This is a genomic window from Chryseobacterium luteum, from assembly GCF_000737785.1.
GTDB lineage: Bacteria > Bacteroidota > Bacteroidia > Flavobacteriales > Weeksellaceae > Chryseobacterium > Chryseobacterium luteum.
The window spans coordinates 37,251-56,107 of the sequence record NZ_JPRO01000001.1; the positions used below are offsets into that span (position 1 = coordinate 37,251).

General features: G+C 37.7%; 21 protein-coding genes. 7 read left to right on the forward strand and 14 right to left on the reverse strand.

Features of this window, described 5'->3' with window-relative positions:
- The first annotated feature begins 28 nt into the window (after window positions 1–28).
- Window positions 29–376, forward strand: coding sequence for a DUF1801 domain-containing protein (locus IX38_RS00155; RefSeq protein WP_034700741.1), 348 nt, complete (start codon window positions 29–31; stop codon window positions 374–376).
- Window positions 377–429: 53 nt separating this feature from the next.
- On the opposite strand, the gene IX38_RS00160 is transcribed toward IX38_RS00155, so the two are convergent.
- From IX38_RS00160 to rsfS, 9 genes are all read right to left on the reverse strand, one after another.
- Window positions 430–2,217 (reverse strand): hypothetical protein, encoded by a 1,788-nt coding sequence (locus tag IX38_RS00160; protein WP_034700742.1) that lies wholly within the window; start codon window positions 2,215–2,217, stop codon window positions 430–432.
- Window positions 2,218–2,387: 170 nt separating this feature from the next.
- The gene (locus tag IX38_RS00165; protein ID WP_034700743.1) at window positions 2,388–2,708 is read right to left on the reverse strand and encodes a hypothetical protein; all 321 of its coding nucleotides are present in this window, start codon (window positions 2,706–2,708) and stop codon (window positions 2,388–2,390) included.
- A 2-nt stretch (window positions 2,709–2,710) separates the two neighbouring features.
- Window positions 2,711–3,124, reverse strand: coding sequence for a transposase (locus IX38_RS00170; RefSeq protein WP_034700748.1), 414 nt, complete (start codon window positions 3,122–3,124; stop codon window positions 2,711–2,713).
- Between the two features lie 70 nt (window positions 3,125–3,194).
- Window positions 3,195–4,187 carry a helix-turn-helix transcriptional regulator gene (locus IX38_RS00175; RefSeq protein ID WP_034700750.1) on the reverse strand — a complete coding sequence of 331 codons (993 nt, stop codon included), beginning with the start codon at window positions 4,185–4,187 and terminating at the stop codon, window positions 3,195–3,197.
- 558 nt (window positions 4,188–4,745) lie between these two features.
- Window positions 4,746–5,399, reverse strand: a complete 654-nt coding sequence (locus IX38_RS00180; protein WP_034700753.1) for a phosphatidylserine decarboxylase family protein — start codon at window positions 5,397–5,399, stop codon at window positions 4,746–4,748.
- 4 nt (window positions 5,400–5,403) lie between these two features.
- Window positions 5,404–6,276, reverse strand: coding sequence for a phosphatidate cytidylyltransferase (locus tag IX38_RS00185; protein ID WP_034700755.1), 873 nt, complete (start codon window positions 6,274–6,276; stop codon window positions 5,404–5,406).
- Between the two features lie 24 nt (window positions 6,277–6,300).
- Window positions 6,301–6,882, reverse strand: coding sequence for an LUD domain-containing protein (locus IX38_RS00190; protein WP_034700756.1), 582 nt, complete (start codon window positions 6,880–6,882; stop codon window positions 6,301–6,303).
- Between the two features lie 134 nt (window positions 6,883–7,016).
- A complete protein-coding gene (gene ftsH, locus IX38_RS00195) occupies window positions 7,017–9,032 on the reverse strand; it encodes an ATP-dependent zinc metalloprotease FtsH (protein ID WP_034700758.1) in 2,016 nt (671 codons plus the stop codon).
- 21 nt (window positions 9,033–9,053) lie between these two features.
- Window positions 9,054–9,416 carry a ribosome silencing factor gene (gene rsfS, locus IX38_RS00200; protein ID WP_034700760.1) on the reverse strand — a complete coding sequence of 121 codons (363 nt, stop codon included), beginning with the start codon at window positions 9,414–9,416 and terminating at the stop codon, window positions 9,054–9,056.
- Between the two features lie 85 nt (window positions 9,417–9,501).
- Between rsfS and IX38_RS00205 the strand changes: the two genes are divergently transcribed.
- On the forward strand, window positions 9,502–10,218 hold the full coding sequence (locus IX38_RS00205; protein WP_034700762.1) for a biotin--[acetyl-CoA-carboxylase] ligase: 717 nt from the start codon (window positions 9,502–9,504) through the stop codon (window positions 10,216–10,218).
- On the opposite strand, the gene IX38_RS00210 is transcribed toward IX38_RS00205, so the two are convergent.
- The 4 genes from IX38_RS00210 to IX38_RS00225 all read right to left on the reverse strand — a co-directional run bounded on the left by IX38_RS00210 (window position 10,212) and on the right by IX38_RS00225 (window position 13,616).
- Complete coding sequence (locus tag IX38_RS00210; RefSeq protein ID WP_034701574.1) at window positions 10,212–11,321, reverse strand: LptF/LptG family permease; 1,110 nt, start codon at window positions 11,319–11,321, stop codon at window positions 10,212–10,214. The genes IX38_RS00205 and IX38_RS00210 overlap by 7 nt on opposite strands.
- A 16-nt stretch (window positions 11,322–11,337) precedes the next feature.
- A complete protein-coding gene (gene tgt, locus IX38_RS00215; RefSeq protein ID WP_034701576.1) occupies window positions 11,338–12,468 on the reverse strand; it encodes a tRNA guanosine(34) transglycosylase Tgt in 1,131 nt (376 codons plus the stop codon).
- A gap of 66 nt (window positions 12,469–12,534) precedes the next feature.
- On the reverse strand, window positions 12,535–12,903 hold the full coding sequence (locus tag IX38_RS00220; RefSeq protein ID WP_034701578.1) for a DUF4296 domain-containing protein: 369 nt from the start codon (window positions 12,901–12,903) through the stop codon (window positions 12,535–12,537).
- Window positions 12,900–13,616, reverse strand: coding sequence for a polyprenol monophosphomannose synthase (locus IX38_RS00225; RefSeq protein ID WP_034700764.1), 717 nt, complete (start codon window positions 13,614–13,616; stop codon window positions 12,900–12,902). The genes IX38_RS00220 and IX38_RS00225 overlap by 4 nt, the downstream gene beginning before the upstream one ends.
- A 75-nt stretch (window positions 13,617–13,691) precedes the next feature.
- Between IX38_RS00225 and IX38_RS00230 the strand changes: the two genes are divergently transcribed.
- The 5 genes from IX38_RS00230 (at window position 13,692) to IX38_RS00250 (ending at window position 18,082) form a co-directional block, all read left to right on the forward strand.
- Window positions 13,692–14,360: a DUF4271 domain-containing protein gene (locus IX38_RS00230; protein WP_084680133.1), complete on the forward strand. Its 669-nt coding sequence runs from the start codon at window positions 13,692–13,694 to the stop codon at window positions 14,358–14,360.
- A gap of 12 nt (window positions 14,361–14,372) precedes the next feature.
- On the forward strand, window positions 14,373–15,113 hold the full coding sequence (locus tag IX38_RS00235; protein ID WP_034701582.1) for a uroporphyrinogen-III synthase: 741 nt from the start codon (window positions 14,373–14,375) through the stop codon (window positions 15,111–15,113).
- A 171-nt stretch (window positions 15,114–15,284) separates the two neighbouring features.
- Entirely contained in the window at window positions 15,285–17,327 is a 2,043-nt protein-coding gene (locus tag IX38_RS00240) for a S9 family peptidase (protein ID WP_034700765.1), read from the forward strand.
- Between the two features lie 22 nt (window positions 17,328–17,349).
- A complete protein-coding gene (locus IX38_RS00245; RefSeq protein WP_034701584.1) occupies window positions 17,350–17,700 on the forward strand; it encodes a four helix bundle protein in 351 nt (116 codons plus the stop codon).
- A gap of 40 nt (window positions 17,701–17,740) precedes the next feature.
- Complete coding sequence (locus IX38_RS00250; protein WP_034700767.1) at window positions 17,741–18,082, forward strand: hypothetical protein; 342 nt, start codon at window positions 17,741–17,743, stop codon at window positions 18,080–18,082.
- 204 nt (window positions 18,083–18,286) lie between these two features.
- On the opposite strand, the gene IX38_RS00255 is transcribed toward IX38_RS00250, so the two are convergent.
- Window positions 18,287–18,772, reverse strand: coding sequence for an SRPBCC family protein (locus tag IX38_RS00255; RefSeq protein ID WP_034700768.1), 486 nt, complete (start codon window positions 18,770–18,772; stop codon window positions 18,287–18,289).
- Window positions 18,773–18,857: the final 85 nt, after the last annotated feature.

Consider the following 18,857-nt stretch of genomic DNA (forward strand, 5'->3'; position numbering starts at 1 on the left):
GGTTGAATCAGTTAATTAGTTTCAGCTAATGAATCCTATACAAGAGTACTTCTACAGAATCGATGAGCCTGAAAGAAGTACTCTTTTGTTTTTAAGAAAATCAATACTGGAATCTGATCCCGATCATATTACAGAGACCTTCAGCTTCGGACTGCCTTTTTTCAAGTATAAAAAGAAAATGCTGTGCTATCTGTATTACAGCAAAAAATATAAACGGCATTATGTAAGCTTTTATCATGGTGACAGACTTGATCATCCTCTGCTGATCCAGGACGGCAGAAAGAAGTTTAAAATCCTTCTGATCAATATGGAAGAGGATTTGCCTGTAGAAGTTATTTTAAACCTGACGGAAGAAGTTAAAAAGCATATAAAATAACAAGGCTGCGGCATGGTTTCACCATGCCGCAGCCTTGTTTAAGAAATTTTTTATTACTGTGTATTTATTCCATTGAATTCTGCCTGTTTGATAGCCCAGGCTACTACATTAGCAAAAATAATTGAGTTCTGTATAGCCATACTTCCTGCCGTATTTCCGTTACCTGAAAAGCCATAAGCTATTTTGGCTACCGGGAAATTGCTGGTATTGGTAGCAAACGGATAAGCCGTATTACTAGCAATAGTTCCATTGGCATTAAAATTACTCAGGAATCCACCATCTCCAACATAGAATAAATTTAGATTTTTATGTTTGAACATAGTCGTTCCTGCGAATACACTGGTAGAGTTAATTGCACTGGACCCACTGTAAGAAGTGATGAAAGCTTCAGAAATACCTTCTATTGAAGCGGTTACACTTGCATCTTCACCCCAGTTTTTGCCTCTCACATCTCCAAATGGTCCGTTAAGAATTTCATCACTGATATTGATCATCGGATATACCGCCCCTCCGCTGTTTCTTCCGATCACATTGATTTGAGGATTGGCAAACAGACTTCTCATAAAGCTTTGAATTGAAGCAGTTCCTTCCAATTGAGCAATCACTACTCCTCCTTTATTAAGATAATCTACAAGAGCCGTTATTTCTGACGCATTGGGAGTATATGGATAACCCGTGATAACAATATCCGGCTTAGCATTAATAGCCGCAATGGCAGGAGCTCCATCCGCAGGAGTAAGATGCGTAAACCCTTCAAACTTCACTACACTATTTGCCAGAGTTCCAAAATTCGCCGGTGCATCCATTAAATTTTTGGAAGCGTCCTCTTCCGCACTGTAACCGTGATCTCCGGTTCCCCCAAGATGTACAATGGTTTTGGCAGGAATAACCACAATGATATTCACAGAACAGGTTGTGGAAACTCCTCCCTGACTGTCAGAAGTAATGGTCATTGTTTTCACCGCTGTAGAAGATGGTGTTCCTGTACCGCTTAAGGTCACGTTTTGGTTTCCTGAGGCAGTAAATGTTCCGGAACCCCTGAATGAAATCCCATCTACCGTATTTGTCGTAATGGTGTAACTTCCCAATGAAGAAGCATTCACAGGTAAGGTAATAGTATTGGAAGCTGTAAGAGCCGTTCCTACTTTATAAACTCCATTGGCAACAGCACCACCACAACTCATTGTATAGGTTCCGGCCGGGCTGAGGACATTTATAGATACAGCAGGTGTACAGGTCACATCATTTCCGTTGGCATTCAGCGATACCTCATCAGTCTGAACATTCACAGGAATTCCCTGCCCTGCAATCTGAATGGTTTGCACTCCTGTATTGAGGAATGTTCCCGTTCCATAAAAGTTATATCCGTTGGGGGTAGCTCCCGAAACAGTATAATTTCCTACTTTGGTCACATTGACAGAAATACTCAGATAATTTGATGTGGTTAATTCTCTTCCTTTTACATAGGTCCCCATCGCCTTTGTGTTGGAACAGTCCACTGTAAATACAGCTTTACCCAGCTGTCCACAGACACTTTTCCATTCATCATCTGCAAGGCTCCAGTAATTAAGGCAGTCTTCCGTTGTATTATAAATGGTAAGACCATCATCCTTAAGCTTATTAATGCTTATTGCATCTCTTTGGACTTCAGTAAGACGGGGAATAAGTATTCCTTTATTGTTTCCGCCAGAGACCACATCCAAAACCGAATTTTCATTAGGTGAAGAGGTATTGATCCCTACTGCACCGTTATGAGTCTGAGAATAGAACTGTCCAAAAACCAAAAGCATAGCCAGAAGCAGAATTTTGATTTTCGCTGTTGTAGAATTTGTTTTCATCATTTCTAAATAATTATGTTTGTTACTTTTTAAATTGACATTTCAGCCAATGCAAAAGTATCATCCATAATGGCTTATTCTCTAAAAAAACCCTACGCAATACTACTCGTGAGTAGTAAGACGTACAATCAATCAACATTTTATGAGAAAAACGAAAAAATTATCTGAGAAGATTACCCTGTCTTATAAATAGACTTCCATTTGGCAATGGTATTCCGGCTGGTTTGGAAATGATTGGCTGTTTCCGAATTGGTCAGCTTATTCTTATTCTGGTAATTAAGAATTTCGCGAATGGACGATTCATCATAAGAACGCAGTCTCTGACTTTTAATTTCGACAGCATACTCCGCCTGGCCAAAGATCAATTTGTTGAATTTTAAAATATCTATTGCTGTACTTAGAGAATCCAGCTTATTTATTACGACCGGATCACTAATTTTTTCAGGGAATTTCTCAATGATAATATCAGTGTATATTTGTTTGAAATCCGGCATGCTTATACTTTTTTCACCCACTTGTAAAGGGTCGTTCTAGGAATCTTATACTTTTTCACGATTTCATTTACAGTCATTTCACCAGTCATTATTTTATCCAGCATAAACATCTTAACCTCCTCTGTATAAACACTTTTTCTGAATGTAAGAGTAGATTCCTGCACTTTAATGCTGTTTTGCATACGAGTTGGAGGAGCATAGAGAATAAGATGCCCCGTATAAATTCTAAAGAAATCAAATTGCAGAAGCTTACTCCATTTCAGCAGCTTTTGGGTTTCCATACTTTCCTTCAGGTACATCCCTTCTATTTCATCTTCGGTACAATGTAAATAATTCATAATTCTTCCGGAAGGTATACGGAGCTCTTCTACTTTTGTTTTCACCAAACTTCCAATATGTATCTGTTTTAAATTCATCTTACAGCAAAAATATCAACAACAAAACGAATTAAAAGCCTTTCCTTCTACGTAATACTACTCACTTAAATTATATTTTGAGAATAAAACTGTTGATGTTCATGTCAGAAGGAATATTCAGCTTTTTCCTGATTCTGTATTTTTTACTTTCCACCGCTCTGATACTGCTGTTTGTACACTGTGCAATCTTCTTAGTATCAAAATCAATCTTCATTAAGGCACAGAAATAAAGTTCGGAGTGAATAAGGTTTGGATTTTTTGATAAAACAGCCGGAATAAAATGTGGAAAAAAGATCTGGAATTTATCAAAGAACAGGGGTGAGTTAGTTTGTGCCAAGCTATAGATTTCCCGGATATTCTCTTCTGTAAGATGATTGATGAGCATTTGCTGCTTCAGGAGCCCGGTATTGGTCTTCTGCAGATCTTCTATTGTAGAATCCTTCATTCTTGTATCTTCCATAAGCCCGAAGATCAGGTCATCTTTTTGAGTAATGAAGGAAATATCCATCAGAAATGATGCGATGGAAAATAAAATATTAAGCAGTTTTATGGTTTTGAAGTCTCCCGCTTCAAAAAAAGTGCTTTTGGGAAGAAAATCAAAGTCAAAATATAAGCAGGCAATGCAATTGGCACTGATTATAAAAGCAAGAATCAGGACTGAAATAAAGTCTTCCTTATAATTGAAAAAGAACGGGATCGCAAATAAAAGTGAGAAATAAAAATACTCGACTCCCGCATTTTTAAAAGTATAAATATGAAAGAAACTGACAATGAAAACAAGCAGGGTAAAAACAAAAATGAAACTTGTTTTTAATGATTTTCTGTAGCGATTAGTCTTTCCTTTAACGGCCATTAAAAAGAACCAGAAAAGAGTAATAACCGTTAAAAATGTAGAAATTATCGCATCTCCAAAAAAGATAATAATAAATACCGAGTAAAATAAGAACAGCAGGAAAAGGAAAAGTAGATATTTATTAATCAGGTTAAGATAATTACGTTCGTCCTCATCATATAATTCCTCTGCTTCGTTGCTGATTATTCGAAAGAAGTTTTTTAAAATCATGGTGTCCGGTTTTTTTTAATCATAATGCCCAGGTTGCTTTTCGCACAGGCAAAGCAACGTGAATTACTATTAATACTCATCAAGTGCACACGAAACAGCAGAACATATGAAATTTGCCTGCAGCTTATATTGCTAAGTGAAAAATTGTGAAGAGGTGTTTTTGTTAAGCTGTTAAACAGGTTATCAGCTTAACAAATTCGTATAATTTTCAGCATATTTACGTAAAAAAATGGTATTTTTTTAAGTTATAATTCATTAATACGCAAAAAACTAGTATGCTAAAAATAGAATTAAATGAAAGAATATTTTATTCTCACACTGGAAAATATCAGTAAGATAAACCTGAATAAGAATAATATTCCCACAAAAATATTGATTTCAAGAAGCATACAGCATAAAATGTATACTCAATAACACGCATGCGTACAAAAAAACTCAGAAAAGAGAATTCAGAAGATTAATACATGAATTGAGATCCAAAGCAGCTGTAGTAAAATGAATACAAAAAAAAGGAGAAAATTTAATTTCTCCTGTCAGTATCTTGATTTTAAACTTGTATTAATCTTTCATTTTAGCGATCACATCCACACCACCTTTTGTAATATCTCCGATCTTACAGATGATTTCTGTGTCTAAGGGCAGAAACACGTCCATTCTGGAGCCGAATTTAATGAAACCGAACTCATGTCCCGCTTTTGCCTGATCCCCTTCATTACAGTAGAAAACAATCCTTCTTGCTACGTAACCTGCAATCTGCCTGAATACCACCTGATGATTGGTAGCTGTTTCCACTGCCACAGTTGTTCTTTCGTTCTCCGTAGACGACTTTTCATGCCATGCTACAAGATATTTTCCGGGATGGTATTTTTTATAGATTACTTTTCCGGACACCGGATATCTGCAGATATGAACATTCAGCGGCGACATGAAGATTGAAACCTGAATAGCTTTTCCTTTCATAAACTCAGTTTCTTCAACTTCCTTGATCATTACCACTTTCCCGTCAACAGGAGCAATAACGTTTTCTCTGTGCTCCAGAATATCGCGTTCCGGAACTCTGAAGAACCAAAATACCAAACTGTAAACAACCAATAATGGCATAATGATCAGCAATGACCACATTTTAAGAAAATAAATAGCCAATACACTTATTATGATAAACAGTATCGTTGCTACGGTAATCGTCCCTTTTGACTCCTTATGTAATTTCATGAGATTAAATAAATTTTTCTAAAATAAAGTACAAATATACGACAGGAACGCAGATTAAAAAACTGTCCAGTCTGTCCAGCACCCCTCCATGCCCCGGAATGATGTTTCCGCTGTCTTTCACCCCGAAATTTCTTTTAAGCTGGCTTTCTACAAGATCCCCCAGCGGAGCAAATGCAGCTACAAGGAAACCTACCACCATCCAGTTGCCCCGGAGTTCAGGCTGATAATGCTCTATAAAGTAGGATAAAACCAACGTTAAGACCACTCCGCCGGCGTATCCTTCCCACGTCTTCTTCGGAGAGATTTTAGGAGCCATCTTATGTTTTCCGAAAAATTTCCCGGTAAGATAGGCAAAGGTATCACTGCTCCATATCAGAATGAACAGAAAAAGAACCTCCAGCGAGAATGTTCCCTCAAAACTGGAAAATTTAGGCAGACCTAATGCAAAGCTGAAAGGCAGTGCCACATAGATCACCGTAAAGATCAGCTTTCCGCTGTCGTAGTATAATTCGTTGGGATATTTAAACAGGGTAACCACAGCAATAGCAACCAGGGAAATAGCCAGTATCTCATTCAGCCTGAAATCGAAAAAGAAATCGTGGTGGAAATATCTTTTGGAAAAAATATAATAAATAAAAATCACAAGCGGGAGTACAATCCACTTTTCGTAGCCTTTCCCGAATTTCATGATCTTAAAGCATTCCCAGGTACCTACCAGCAGCAAAAGAGTGATCAGTCCGTGGTACAGATATTCCTGCCTGATAAGGTCCGGATGGATCTTGTTGATCAGCTGGGCACCCAGCGGTGTTGTGCAAAGAATAATAACGGCAACGTAAACAAGTCCGGAAATGGTTCTTTGAATAAGGTTTTTGTCCAAAATGTAAAATTTATAAGTTGATGCTTAATCTTCAAGCAGCAATAAAAACAGTTTTGTATTCGTATGGGAAGAAGTATCTAAGCTTGACTGCCCTCCACTGATGGAAGTAAGGTTCTTGATATTCCCGTTTCTTTTTATTTTTCCCATAGCATCATTAAGGTTGTTCACGATTTGTGATACATTCGCCATGATGATGATTTTTCCAGGGAGTCTTGAAGAGTGATAGTGCAGGATATTGTTATGCGAAAGCATGATTCTGCCGTCGTAAGCAATAAGATACTCGCAGGTAATGAAAGCGGCATCATTGGAATGCTCCATTTCAGAAGTAAAAGGTGTTTTCACCACATTCAAAAAGCTCTGAAGCTCCTTGTCCCAGCAGAAAATATTATTAATCCCCTCTATTTTGACAATCTGATTTAAAGTCTGTAGGGCTTCCGCTTCATCTGCACAGTAATTAAAAAATCCTCCTGAATGCGTAAACAATTGCGCAAACTTATAGTCAAGATCCGCATTTTTCAGCGAATCCCCGAGCTTCTCCAGACTCTGTTTTTCTTCTTCCTCAGGCTGGTTGGTAAGTTTGCTTACAATCCTCTTGAATAAATTCAACTTAATCTATTTTTAGTCAACTTTATACAAAAATAGAAAATAATTACAATAGATTCTAAAAATGTGCCTTTAAATATGAAAAAACCTGACAATTCTAAGACTGTCAGGTTTTTTTTATAGGTTTTGGAAGTATTTTAAAGTTGAGTCGGACTTTCCGGGGCCTGAATTTCATTTTCTTCTTCTTTATCTTTAATGATTTCTTCACCCGGTTCTTTCGCTGTGGAAATCGTGCTGGTAACAGGTCTTTCTGTCAACTCAGGATCCCACGCTCTTTTACCGAAGATATCTTCAAGATCTTCACGGAAGATGACTTCTTTTTCTAAAAGTTTATTGGCTAAAGCATCAAGCTTATCTTTATTCTCAGTAAGGATTCTTACCGCTCTTTCGTATTGGTTTTCGATAATCGATTTGATCTCTGCATCAATCTTCGTAGCCGTTTCTTCAGAATAAGGCTTCCCAAAAGAATATTCAGACTGGCCTGAGCTGTCATAGTAAGAAATATTTCCGATATTCGGGCTTAATCCGTATACAGTAACCATAGCCTGTGTTCTCTTCGTTACCGATTCAAGGTCAGATAATGCTCCTGTTGAAATATTATTAAATATAACCTGCTCTGCTGCTCTACCTCCTAAGGTTGCACACAATTCGTCCAGCATTTGTTCAGTAGTGGTAAGCTGTCTTTCTTCCGGAAGATACCAGGCTGCTCCTAATGAACGTCCTCTTGGAACGATCGTTACCTTTAAAAGTGGCGCTGCATGTTCTACCAGCCACGAGATAGTAGCGTGACCTGCCTCATGATAAGCAACTCTTCTTTTCTCAGAAGGTTTGATAGCCATATTTTTCTTCTCAAGACCTCCGATGATTCTGTCTACCGCATCAAGGAAATCCTGTTTTGTAACTGATGTATGGCTGTTTCTGGCTGCGATCAACGCGGCTTCGTTACATACGTTTGCAATATCTGCACCACTGAATCCTGGAGTTTGTTTTGCAAGGAAATCCCTGTCAACAGTATCATCCAGCTTGATTTTCTTCAGGTGAACATCAAATATTTCTCTTCTTTCGTGTAATTCAGGAAGGTCTACATAGATCGAACGGTCAAAACGTCCGGCTCTCATTAAAGCTTTATCCAATATATCAGCTCTGTTGGTAGCAGCCATTACGATTACGTTAACGTCTGTTCCAAAACCGTCCATTTCTGTAAGAAGCTGGTTCAGGGTATTCTCTCTTTCGTCGTTTCCGCCTGAGAAATTATTTTTTCCTCTTGCACGTCCGATAGCGTCGATCTCATCAATAAAGATAATAGCCGGAGATTTAGCTTTTGCCTGGGCAAAAAGGTCTCTAACTCTTGAAGCTCCCACTCCCACAAACATTTCCACGAAATCTGAACCTGAAAGTGAGAAGAACGGCACTTTGGCTTCACCTGCAACAGCTTTTGCCAATAATGTTTTACCGGTTCCCGGAGGGCCTACAAGCAGGACTCCTTTAGGAATTTTACCTCCAAGTTTTGTGTATTTTTCAGAGTTTTTAAGGAAATCTACAACTTCCTGTACTTCTTCTTTGGCACCTTCCAGACCTGCAACATCTTTAAATGTCACCTGAATTCTTTCTTTTTCGTCAAAGAGCTTGGCCTTAGATTTCCCGATTGAGAAGATCTGTCCGCCAGGGCCTCCGCCTCCGCCCATCTTTCTGAAAAGAAGGAAGTAGAAAAGACCTAAGATGGCGATCCATATCAATGCTGAAAACAGGATATCCGTGAACGGATTTTTGCCTACTCCATAATCTTTTGTGGTCTTGATATTAGCATCTGCCGCTCTTATCTGATCGAATTTCTGAAGGAAAAGCTGAAGGTCTCCGTATTTTACGGAAAAATCTGCTTTTGGAGACATTTCAAAAGCAGAAAGAGGATTATTGCTTTGGCTGGCTGTTTTATCAACCATTGCTGTCTTTGCTGCTTTTGTCAGGAAAACATCGGCTTTCTCTGTGTCTTTGTATATGATAACGTTTTGGACCTTTCCTGCCTGCATTTCCCTAAAGAAAGCATCCTCATCAATAGATTTTGTACCGTCGCCCCCTAAAAAATTGGAACCGAAAAATAACAAAAGAGCCACGATTGCAATTGGAAAAAACCAGTTGAATCCTTTATTGTTCATTTATACTTTTTAAAATTTAAATTAATTTTCAATTTTGGTAATGGCTGCATCTCCCCAAAGCTCTTCAATATCGTAATATTCACGTACTTCTTTCTGGAAAATATGCACTACCACTGTTACGTAATCTACCAAAACCCACATTGAGTTTTCGGTACCCTCTACATGCCAAGGCCTATCTTTAAGATCGTTTCTTACCTTTTTCTCTACACTTCCTGCCAATGCAGAAACCTGTGTATTTGAGTTTCCGCTGCAGATTATAAAAGTTTCCGCTACAGAATTTTCAATTTTCGAAAGATCAAAAATCATTATATCTTCTCCTTTTACATCCTGGATGGCTTCAACAATTTTATCTATTAGTGCCTGCTTTTCTGCTGTTTTATTCATTAAAATATCTATAATCTGCAAATTTATTGTTTTTCTTTTACTTTAGCCTTACTTTTAGCTCTTTAAAGTCTTAAAGTTTTCTTAAATGGGTCAATTATTTTATTTAAAAGAGTGTTCTTCTACTAATGACGAAATATCTAAGTTTTTACTTTACGGGAATTCAGATTTTACGGCTTTACATACATTCAATCAAACCAAAGGCCGCGGACAATACGGAAATACTTGGGCTTCGACTGCCGGAAAAAACGTTGCGTATACGCTGGCTGTTAAGGCTCAGAGCTCTCTGCTCCCAGATTTTATATTCAATTACTATACCGCAGTTGTTATCCGGGACTTCCTTGCCAATTTGACTGATAATGACGTTAAAATAAAATGGCCGAATGATATTATCCTTAGAAATAAAAAAATCGTTGGAATTTTAATTGAAAAGAAAAAATTTAATCAGGATAATTATTTTATCATTGGGGCAGGTTTCAATGTGCTGCAGGATCATTTTGATGAAATATCACACGCAGGATCACTTCTGACGCAGACCGGACAGGTTTACGACCTTGATGATTTTGTTCTGAATCTTCATGAGTATCTGTGTGAAAAACTGAAAAACATTCCGTCTGAAAAAGAGATTATTAATCAATTCAACGGTAATTTATTCCGTAAAGATGAGATCTCGGTCTTTGAAATTGAAAAAGAGAGACAAAATGGCATTATCCGGAATGCTGACGAAAAGGGTGAGCTCTGGATAGAACTTGAAAGAGACGGCTTAAAACCTTTCTACCATAAAGAGATCAAGCTTCTTTACTGATTGGCTCTTTTCAGATAAAGATACAGGGTAAGCGGGAAGAAAACCATATTAGGCAGCCACATTGCCACAGCCGGTGACAAACTTTTGTTCTCCGAAACCACTTTTAATGCTTCAAAAGAGAAAACGAAAACGAAGGCCAGGGAAATCCCTAAAGCCAGGTTGACTCCAAGACCTCCTCTTTTCTTCTGGGAAGCCAGTGAAAGGGCCAGGAACGTCAAAATAATAATAGAAACAGGCATAGAGGTCCTTTGATGAAACTCATTAAGATAAGAATTCAGATTGCTGTTTCCTTTTGCTTTTTCTCTTTCAATGAATTTTATAAGCTCGGGAGTGGTTTTATTCTGCCCAAGAAGTTCGTTCGGGAAAAGCTCTTCGGGGGAGTGTCCGTAGCTTTTCTTTATTTCGGGACCGTTGCCCAGCTTTTCTGTATTGTCCTTATTGATGGTCTTTTCGAGATAGTTGTTCAGGGTAAACTGTTTTTTCACATTATCCCAGTATACTTCGGATGCCTTAAGTTCGTAGGTCATCTTTCTAACTTTATCAAATTTTTGATAGACAAAGCCCGAACCTCTTTTTTCTCTTTTATTCCAGGAATTAACGAAAATGTATTCTGTTTTGCTTAACTGGGCGGATGCAGGACCTGTTCCCAGGATCTTTTCTTTGTTCGCTGCATTATAGGTATAGGCTTCCAGCTCGTTTTTCTTGATATTAGCCCACGGAAGCACCATATGATTGACCACAAGTGATATCAGGGCAATAAAAAGTGAGGTATACAGATAAGGCTTTGCAAATCTGTGGAAACTGGCTCCACTGCTGATCACGGCAACAATTTCGGTATTATTTGCCATTCTGGACGTGAAATAAATCACGGAAATAAATACCAGAATAGAAAGGAAAGTCACCACAAGGTTAACGATCCAGAAGGGATAGAAGTTGATCAGGAAGTACATTAAATCCAGCTTGGGATCTAATGCTTTTGCATTTTCTATCCTTGGAATTTTCTGCTGCACATCAATCACCAATACAACTATAGACAGCAATATCAGCATGAAACTGAATGTTCCAAGGTATTTTTTAATGATATATCTGTCTATAATTTTGATCATGATCTTTGTCTGTTTAAAGTCTTTGTCTGAGAGCAGGCATTACAGATTTTTTCCATTCATAGAAATCACCTGCCACAATATGTTCTCTGGCTACTTTTACAAGGTCTAAATAGAACGCCAGATTATGGATGGATGCGATCTGTTTTGCAAGGTATTCTTTGGACACAAATAAATGGCGCAGATAAGCTTTTGAATATTCTCTGTCTACATAACTTGTTCCAAACTCATCCAAAGGAGAAAAGTCACGCTTCCATTTTTCATTTTTAAGATTCATGACGCCCTGCCATGTGAAAAGCATAGCATTTCTGGCATTTCTTGTAGGCATTACGCAATCCATCATATCAATTCCTAAACCGATAGATTCAAGGATATTCCACGGAGTTCCCACTCCCATAAGGTATCTTGGTTTGTCTTTTGGAAGAATGTCCGTTACTTCATCTGTAATTCTGTACATTTCTTCTTCGGGTTCTCCTACGGAAAGTCCGCCGATGGCGTTTCCTTCAGCTCCGGCTTCAGAAATTACCTCAGCAGAAATTTTTCTTAAATCTGAATACGTAGAGCCTTGAACGATAGGGAAAAATGTTTGCTTATGACCATATAATTCAGGATTTTTTTCATTCCAATCAATACATCTTTTTAACCAGCGATGTGTCATTTCCATTGAAGATTTCACTTGATTGTAATCGCAAGGATAAGCGACACATTCGTCAAAAGCCATGAAAATATCCGCTCCGATCTGTCTCTGGATCTCCATAGACTTTTCCGGGGTAAACATATGATAGCTTCCGTCGATATGGGATTTGAACTTCACGCCTTCCTCAGACATTTTTCTGCTTTTGGAAAGCGAAAACACCTGAAAGCCTCCTGAATCGGTAAGGATCGGCAGATCCCAGTTCATGAATTTGTGCAGTCCTCCTGCTTCCTGCATAATATCCATGGTAGGACGGAGATACAGGTGGTATGTATTTCCCAGGATAATCTGGGCTTTAATGTCTTCTTTTAATTCTCTCTGATGAACTGTTTTCACGCTTGCCACAGTTCCTACAGGCATAAAGATAGGTGTCTGGATCTTTCCGTGTGCTGTAGTGATCTCTCCTGCTCTTGCTTTTCCTTCAGAGGTTTTTTCTATATTAAAAAATTTCATTCTATATTCTTTTAATTCACCGCTATTAACAGTCTGTATCTGACAGAACAAGTTTCCGCATCATCATTATCTGTTTAAAACGGGTACATTTCCGCTCTTTTTAAGCTTATCCTGTATGTATTTATCCGCTTTCGGATCTTTTTTTAATACTATTTTCTGTGCGTCTTCCGCGATATCTTTCATTTTGTCTTTAATGACATAATATTTAAAGCTTTCTAAAAAATCTTCAGATTTCACCTGGTGTGTTTTAAGTACAAACCTTGTTCCTGCTTCTAAATTTTTGTTTTCATATATATTGACCGCCTGATCTGTAATCGCAAGATCGGCCAGGATCTCAGCCATCTTTGCAGGCTCGATCAGGTTTTTGGGCTTATCGATATAGTCGCCGCATGAGAACATGCACAGCATGATGAAAATGAAGACCAGCTTTTTCATAATCTGTTGATTATTGATTTCCATTTTAAATTTAAAACTCCAAACACGGCTTCATGAATGATGCCTCCGTTCATTTTGCTTTCTCCTAAAATTCTGTTGGTAAATATAATAGGAACTTCTACAATTTTGAAATCTTTTTTAAAAGCTCTGAACTTCATTTCGATCTGGAAGCCATATCCTTTAAGTTTCACATTGTTCAACCCGATCTCTTCGAGAACTTTTCTGGAAAAACAGACAAATCCTGCCGTTGTATCGTGAATGGGAAGCCCCAAAATAAATCTTACGTATTTGGAAGCAAAATAAGAAAGCAGCACCCGCCCCATCGGCCAATTCACTACATTTACTCCTTTTGAATAACGCGATCCTATTGCCATGTCCGCATTCAGGCAGGCTTCAAAAAGCTTGGGCAGATCATTGGGGTTATGTGAAAAATCGGCATCCATTTCAAAAATGTAGTCATATTTGTTTTCGATAGCCCATCTGAATCCGTGAATATATGCTTTCCCCAAACCGTCTTTTACGTGTCTCACTGACATATGAAGATGATGCGGAAAGTCTTTTTGCATCTCCCTGACTATTTCTGCCGTTCCATCGGGAGATGAATCATCCACCACCAAAATATGAAAGTCATCTTCCAACGCAAAAACCGCGGAAATAATATTTTCAATATTTTCCTTTTCGTTGTAGGTAGGGATGATGACGAGTTTTTTCATTTCAATTTGCAAAGATAGTTTATTTAACCTTTTTATTTTATACAAAATAATCTATAATTTTGCAAAAAAATTCCTTTGCTGTTATCACAAAATTTTATCAATCACGTAAGGATACCTGAGAACAATGACTGGGTCATCTTTATATTAACAGGCTGCATATTCCTGTATGTTTTCATGATGAACATTATAGAGAGAGATGCCAGCCTGAAAGATTTTCTGCTTCAGAAATATTTTGATGCCAGCAACAACCTTCCGAGCTGGATCATCACTTCCTGTGTAACAGCGCTTACAGTATCTGTTTTATTGTCACAGTATATCCCAATAGTCCCGAAATATATGAGTGATCTGCAGCTTTTCGGTTATCAGCTCAATAAATTCGGATATACATTATTGGCAGTTGTATTTTTTTATGCGTCAAAATGTGCGCTCGGATTTTTATTTTATCAAAGTATAGGGGATGGCAAAAAATGGTCTGTTTTTTATTTTACCTCCACAAAATTTTACTTCATTCTTTCATTTTTACTAATAATTCTGTGTGTAACCCACTATTATTTCCCAATTGACAGAAATAAAATATTTTTATATTACTTCTGCTTCTTTGCATTTATCGCGGTTTTCAAAATTTTCTTCTATTTGTTTCACAAAAACAACATACTTCCCGAAAAATGGTATTATAAATTTTTGTATATTTGCACCCTCCAAATCGCACCTTTATTGTTGCTTTGGAAGTTGTTATTTTTTTAATAAAAGTCAATGATGAGAATAAAGTCTATATTGGTTTCTCAACCAGCGCCTAGTGAGTCTTCTCCATATCTGGATATAGCAAAGAAGGAAAAAATAAAGATTGATTTCCGTCCTTTCATCCACGTCGAAGGAGTTGACAACAAAGAACTCAGAACTCAGAAGATAGATCTGACGCAGTTTACGGGGATTATTTTCACCAGCAAAAATGCGATAGACCATTACTTCAGACTTGCCGAGGAACTGCGTTTTTCGGTTCCGGATACGATGAGATACATCTGCCAGTCTGAGGCGATTGCCAATTATCTTCAGAAACATATTGTTTACAGAAAGAGAAAGATCAGTTTTGGGGAGAAAAACTTCTCAGATCTTCTGCCTCTATTCAAAAAATTCCCCAGTGAAAAATATCTTCTGCCATCTTCAGATGTCCTTAGTCCGGATATAGTAAAAACGATGGAAACTGCCAATGTGGACTGGACAAGAGCGATCATGTACAGAACGGTATGCAGTGACCTTACAGATATTAATGCTAAAGATTATGATATGCTGATCTTTTTCAGCCCGCAGGGAATCAAATCTCTTCAGCAGAATTTTCCGGGCTTTAAGCAGGATGAAACAAAGATCGGTGTTTTCGGAAACACAACTCTGGCAGCAGCAGAAGAAGCAGGCTTAAAGGTGGATCTTATGGCTCCTACAAAGGAAACTCCATCTATGACAATGGCCCTTGAAAAATATATTAAATCACTTCATAAATAGTCTTACTATTTAACATAAAAACAGCCGTCTTTTCGATACAGGAAAGATGGTTTTTTTTTAACTAAATTTGAACAAGAATTAATTTTGAATAAAATGCTATATCAATGCCTCTCAAAAAGAGAAAACTGATAGCGTATTTTCCACCAGGCCAATAAAACTTAAAATATTTAAATGAAAGCTCCACAGGCAAAGAAAATAGAAAAAATACTGGAAATACACGGCGACAGAAGAATTGACAATTACTTTTGGCTTAATGAAAGGGAAAATCCTGAAGTCATCAAATACCTTGAAGAGGAAAATGCCTATGAAGAGTTTATGATGAAAGATACAGAAGCTTTTCAGGAAGAGCTTTTTGAAGAAATGAAGGCACGCTACAAAAAAGACGATGAGTCTCTTCCCTATTTCTTTAACGGATACTGGTACATTGTACGTTATGAGGAAGGGAAAGAATATCCTATCTTCTGCAGAAAGCATAAAAGCCTGGACAATGAGGAGGAAATTATCGCGGATGTCAATGTTTTAGCTGAAGGCGAGACTTATTTTGAAGTAGGCAGCGTAGCGGTTTCCCCGAATAATGAACTGGTTTCTTTTTCATCAGATAATGTAAGCCGAAGGATTTATACCATCAATTTCAAAAATCTTATAACAGGAGAAATCTTTTCAGACCAGATTCTGAACACAACTGGAAAAGCGGTTTGGGCGAATGATAATGAACACGTTTTCTACATCAGAAAGGATGAAAGTTTACGTGCTTTTCAGGTGTACAGACACAGGCTCGGTACGGATGCTTCAGAAGATGTCCTGATTTTTCATGAAGAGGATGATACTTTTGATGTGAATGTATTCAAAACAAAATCAATGGAATATATTTTCATTGCCAGCTCAAGCACAATTTCCGATGAACACCGGTTCATTCCTTCTGACAATGTTTTTGCAGAATGGAAAATTATCCAGCCCAGAATAGATGATCTGGAATATTCGGTAGAGCATTTTGAAGATGAATTTTACATCATCACAAATGCAGAGGACGCGATCAATTTTAAAATCGTGAAAACCAAAATAAATAACTGCGGGATGGAAAACTGGGTTGATGTTATTCCACACCGTCCCGAAGTTCTGCTGGAAGGCTTTGAAATTTTCAGGGATTATCTGGTTCTTGAAGAGAGAGAAGAAGGACTACTTCAGATCATGATTATTGATGAGAAAACTAAAGAATCTTATTATCTCCCTTTTTCTGATCCAACTTATACGGCTTACATCGGGATCAATATGGAATTTGATACCGAAGTTCTCCGTTATGGCTATACTTCACTGACGCAGCCAAGTTCCACATATGAATATAATCTGAAGGACAAAACCACTCAGCTTTTGAAACAGCAGGAAGTTCTCGGAGGAAAATTTTCTCCCGGGAATTATATTTCCGAAAGAATCTGGGCTGAATCCAGAGATGGGGAAACAAGAATCCCGATCTCATTGGTTTATCATAAAGACACTAAAAAAACTGCAGATACACCTTTACTGTTATATGGCTATGGAAGCTACGGACACACGGTAGACGCAAGTTTTTCCAATGTGAGACTTTCCATTTTAGACAGAGGATTCATTTATGCTATTGCCCACATCCGCGGAGGAGAATACCTGGGAAGAGAATGGTATGAAGACGGCAAAATGCTTTTCAAGAAAAATACGTTCTTCGATTTCATTGATGCGGGAAAACATTTAATTAAGGAGAACTATACCTCATCAGATCATATGTATGCAATGGGTGGAAGTGCCGGCGGCCTTCTTGTAGGAGCGGTTGTGAATTATGAGCCTAAGCTTTTTAACGGAATAGTAGCGCAGGTTCCATTTGTAGATGTAGTGACAACAATGCTGGATGAAACGATTCCATTGACAACCGGAGAATACGATGAATGGGGAAATCCGAATGATAAAGAATATTATCAGTACATGAAGGAATATTCGCCTTACGATAATATTGAAGCGAAAGACTATCCTCATATGCTGATCACAACAGGACTTCACGATTCTCAGGTGCAATACTGGGAACCTGCAAAATGGACGGCAAAACTGAGGGAACTGAAAACAGATGACCATCTTTTATTATTCAAAACCGACATGAGCTCGGGCCACGGCGGGGCCAGCGGAAGATTTGAATCTTTAAAGGAAGACGCGCTGGAATATGCGTTCCTGTTGAAAATAGATGATAATTGATCAATGATTAATGATGGATAATATGGACTACAATACAATTTTTGCTGACAAAACTAAGCAGTTGTCCATCACAATCATTAAGGAATTATCAAAACTGCCATATAATGAAGCTTTTGCAGTAATCAGAAAGCAGATATACCGATCCTCCACATCTATGGCTGCGAATTATCGGGCGATGTGTAGAGCAAGATCAAAGGCAGAAAGATTTTCTAAAATTTCTATTGTTATAGAAGAAACAGACGAAACATTGTTTTGGCTCGAAATGTTAGAAGAATTAGAGTATGTTCAAAAAGAGATTTTAGAAGACATGAAAAATAGAACCGAAGAAATTTTAAAAGTAACTTCTTCATATAGGAAAATGTTAAAGAGCTAACTTTATCATTAATCAATTATTATTTATCATTTATAAAACTATGGTTAACGAATCTGAACACTGGCAAAAAATAGAACAGTTTTTTATAGACAATTTTGATACTGAGAAAAATCCTCCGATTGAAACACTTTTGTTTCTGATCGGGCTACAGGAGCTTGGAAGCGGCCAGCAGAAATACACAAAAGAAGACAAAGTAAACCTGATCCATATTGCAGTGTGCAGACTTCTTGAGCCTTTCGGTTACTACAAGTTTACCCACTATGAAGATGGGTGGCCTCAGTATGATAAGCTGGAAGAACTTCCGGAATTAAGGCCCAACGAACAGTCGCTTCTGATGAAAAAAGCGATTATACAATATTTCCAGGAAGAGGAACTGATTTAATATAATTTGAAAATTTCAGAATATCAGGAGAATGTGGTTTTTATGTTTTGGCTAAAGTCATGAGCTGTTTGTAAAGAGAAGGCGGGCTAAAGCCCGCCCCTATTGAATTTAAACAATGCATTTAACATTCAATGAAATATTTCAATTGAAAGAAAACTTTCAGATGTCTTGTTTTACTTATTTTCAAACCAACAAATTTTTACATTATTTGAGAATTTCCGCAAGCTGCGTCAATCCCATTTTAAAGCCTTCTTCAAAGCCCATTTCCAGCATTTGCTTCATTGCTTCCGTAGATGGAAAGTGAATATTGACCGTCACTTTTGTTCCTTCCTCTACTCCTGTAAATCCGAACAGCCAATTTGACTGTCCAAAATTTTCATTGATATTTCCATTTTCGTCGCAGAAAGAATCTACCCCGTCGAAACTTCTATGCTCCGTGATCTCACCGTATTTCACCTGGGCATACATTTTCTCTCCCTCCGGTCCTGCCATGGCATAGTGCCAGATTCCACCCTGTTTAAAATCCTGTTTCACTGTTTCACATTTCCAGAGCTTGGGAGCCCACCATTGATCCAATAATTCGGATTTGGTAAAATAATCCCATACTTTTGAAACGTCGGCATCATATATTTTCATGACATAGACAGTGTTTGATTCAAAATCTTTGTTAAAAATGATATTCGATTCCATAAATAATTATTTTAATTAAAGCTACTTCTTTATCCGTTTACAGGACTTTCCATAGGACAAGTTATTTAAAATTCATAAATAATTG

Coding starts and splice junctions, on each gene's coding strand:
- IX38_RS00155 (WP_034700741.1), top strand. CDS start 29: ATGAATCCTATACAAGAGTACTTCTACAGAATCGATGAGCCTGAAAGA.
- IX38_RS00160 (WP_034700742.1), bottom strand. CDS start 2,217: ATGATGAAAACAAATTCTACAACAGCGAAAATCAAAATTCTGCTTCTG.
- IX38_RS00165 (WP_034700743.1), bottom strand. CDS start 2,708: ATGCCGGATTTCAAACAAATATACACTGATATTATCATTGAGAAATTC.
- IX38_RS00170 (WP_034700748.1), bottom strand. CDS start 3,124: ATGAATTTAAAACAGATACATATTGGAAGTTTGGTGAAAACAAAAGTA.
- IX38_RS00175 (WP_034700750.1), bottom strand. CDS start 4,187: ATGATTTTAAAAAACTTCTTTCGAATAATCAGCAACGAAGCAGAGGAA.
- IX38_RS00180 (WP_034700753.1), bottom strand. CDS start 5,399: ATGAAATTACATAAGGAGTCAAAAGGGACGATTACCGTAGCAACGATA.
- ftsH (WP_034700758.1), bottom strand. CDS start 9,032: ATGAACAATAAAGGATTCAACTGGTTTTTTCCAATTGCAATCGTGGCT.
- rsfS (WP_034700760.1), bottom strand. CDS start 9,416: ATGAATAAAACAGCAGAAAAGCAGGCACTAATAGATAAAATTGTTGAA.
- IX38_RS00205 (WP_034700762.1), top strand. CDS start 9,502: ATGGGTCAATTATTTTATTTAAAAGAGTGTTCTTCTACTAATGACGAA.
- tgt (WP_034701576.1), bottom strand. CDS start 12,468: ATGAAATTTTTTAATATAGAAAAAACCTCTGAAGGAAAAGCAAGAGCA.
- IX38_RS00220 (WP_034701578.1), bottom strand. CDS start 12,903: ATGAAAAAGCTGGTCTTCATTTTCATCATGCTGTGCATGTTCTCATGC.
- IX38_RS00225 (WP_034700764.1), bottom strand. CDS start 13,616: ATGAAAAAACTCGTCATCATCCCTACCTACAACGAAAAGGAAAATATT.
- IX38_RS00235 (WP_034701582.1), top strand. CDS start 14,373: ATGAGAATAAAGTCTATATTGGTTTCTCAACCAGCGCCTAGTGAGTCT.
- IX38_RS00240 (WP_034700765.1), top strand. CDS start 15,285: ATGAAAGCTCCACAGGCAAAGAAAATAGAAAAAATACTGGAAATACAC.
- IX38_RS00245 (WP_034701584.1), top strand. CDS start 17,350: ATGGACTACAATACAATTTTTGCTGACAAAACTAAGCAGTTGTCCATC.
- IX38_RS00250 (WP_034700767.1), top strand. CDS start 17,741: ATGGTTAACGAATCTGAACACTGGCAAAAAATAGAACAGTTTTTTATA.
- IX38_RS00255 (WP_034700768.1), bottom strand. CDS start 18,772: ATGGAATCGAATATCATTTTTAACAAAGATTTTGAATCAAACACTGTC.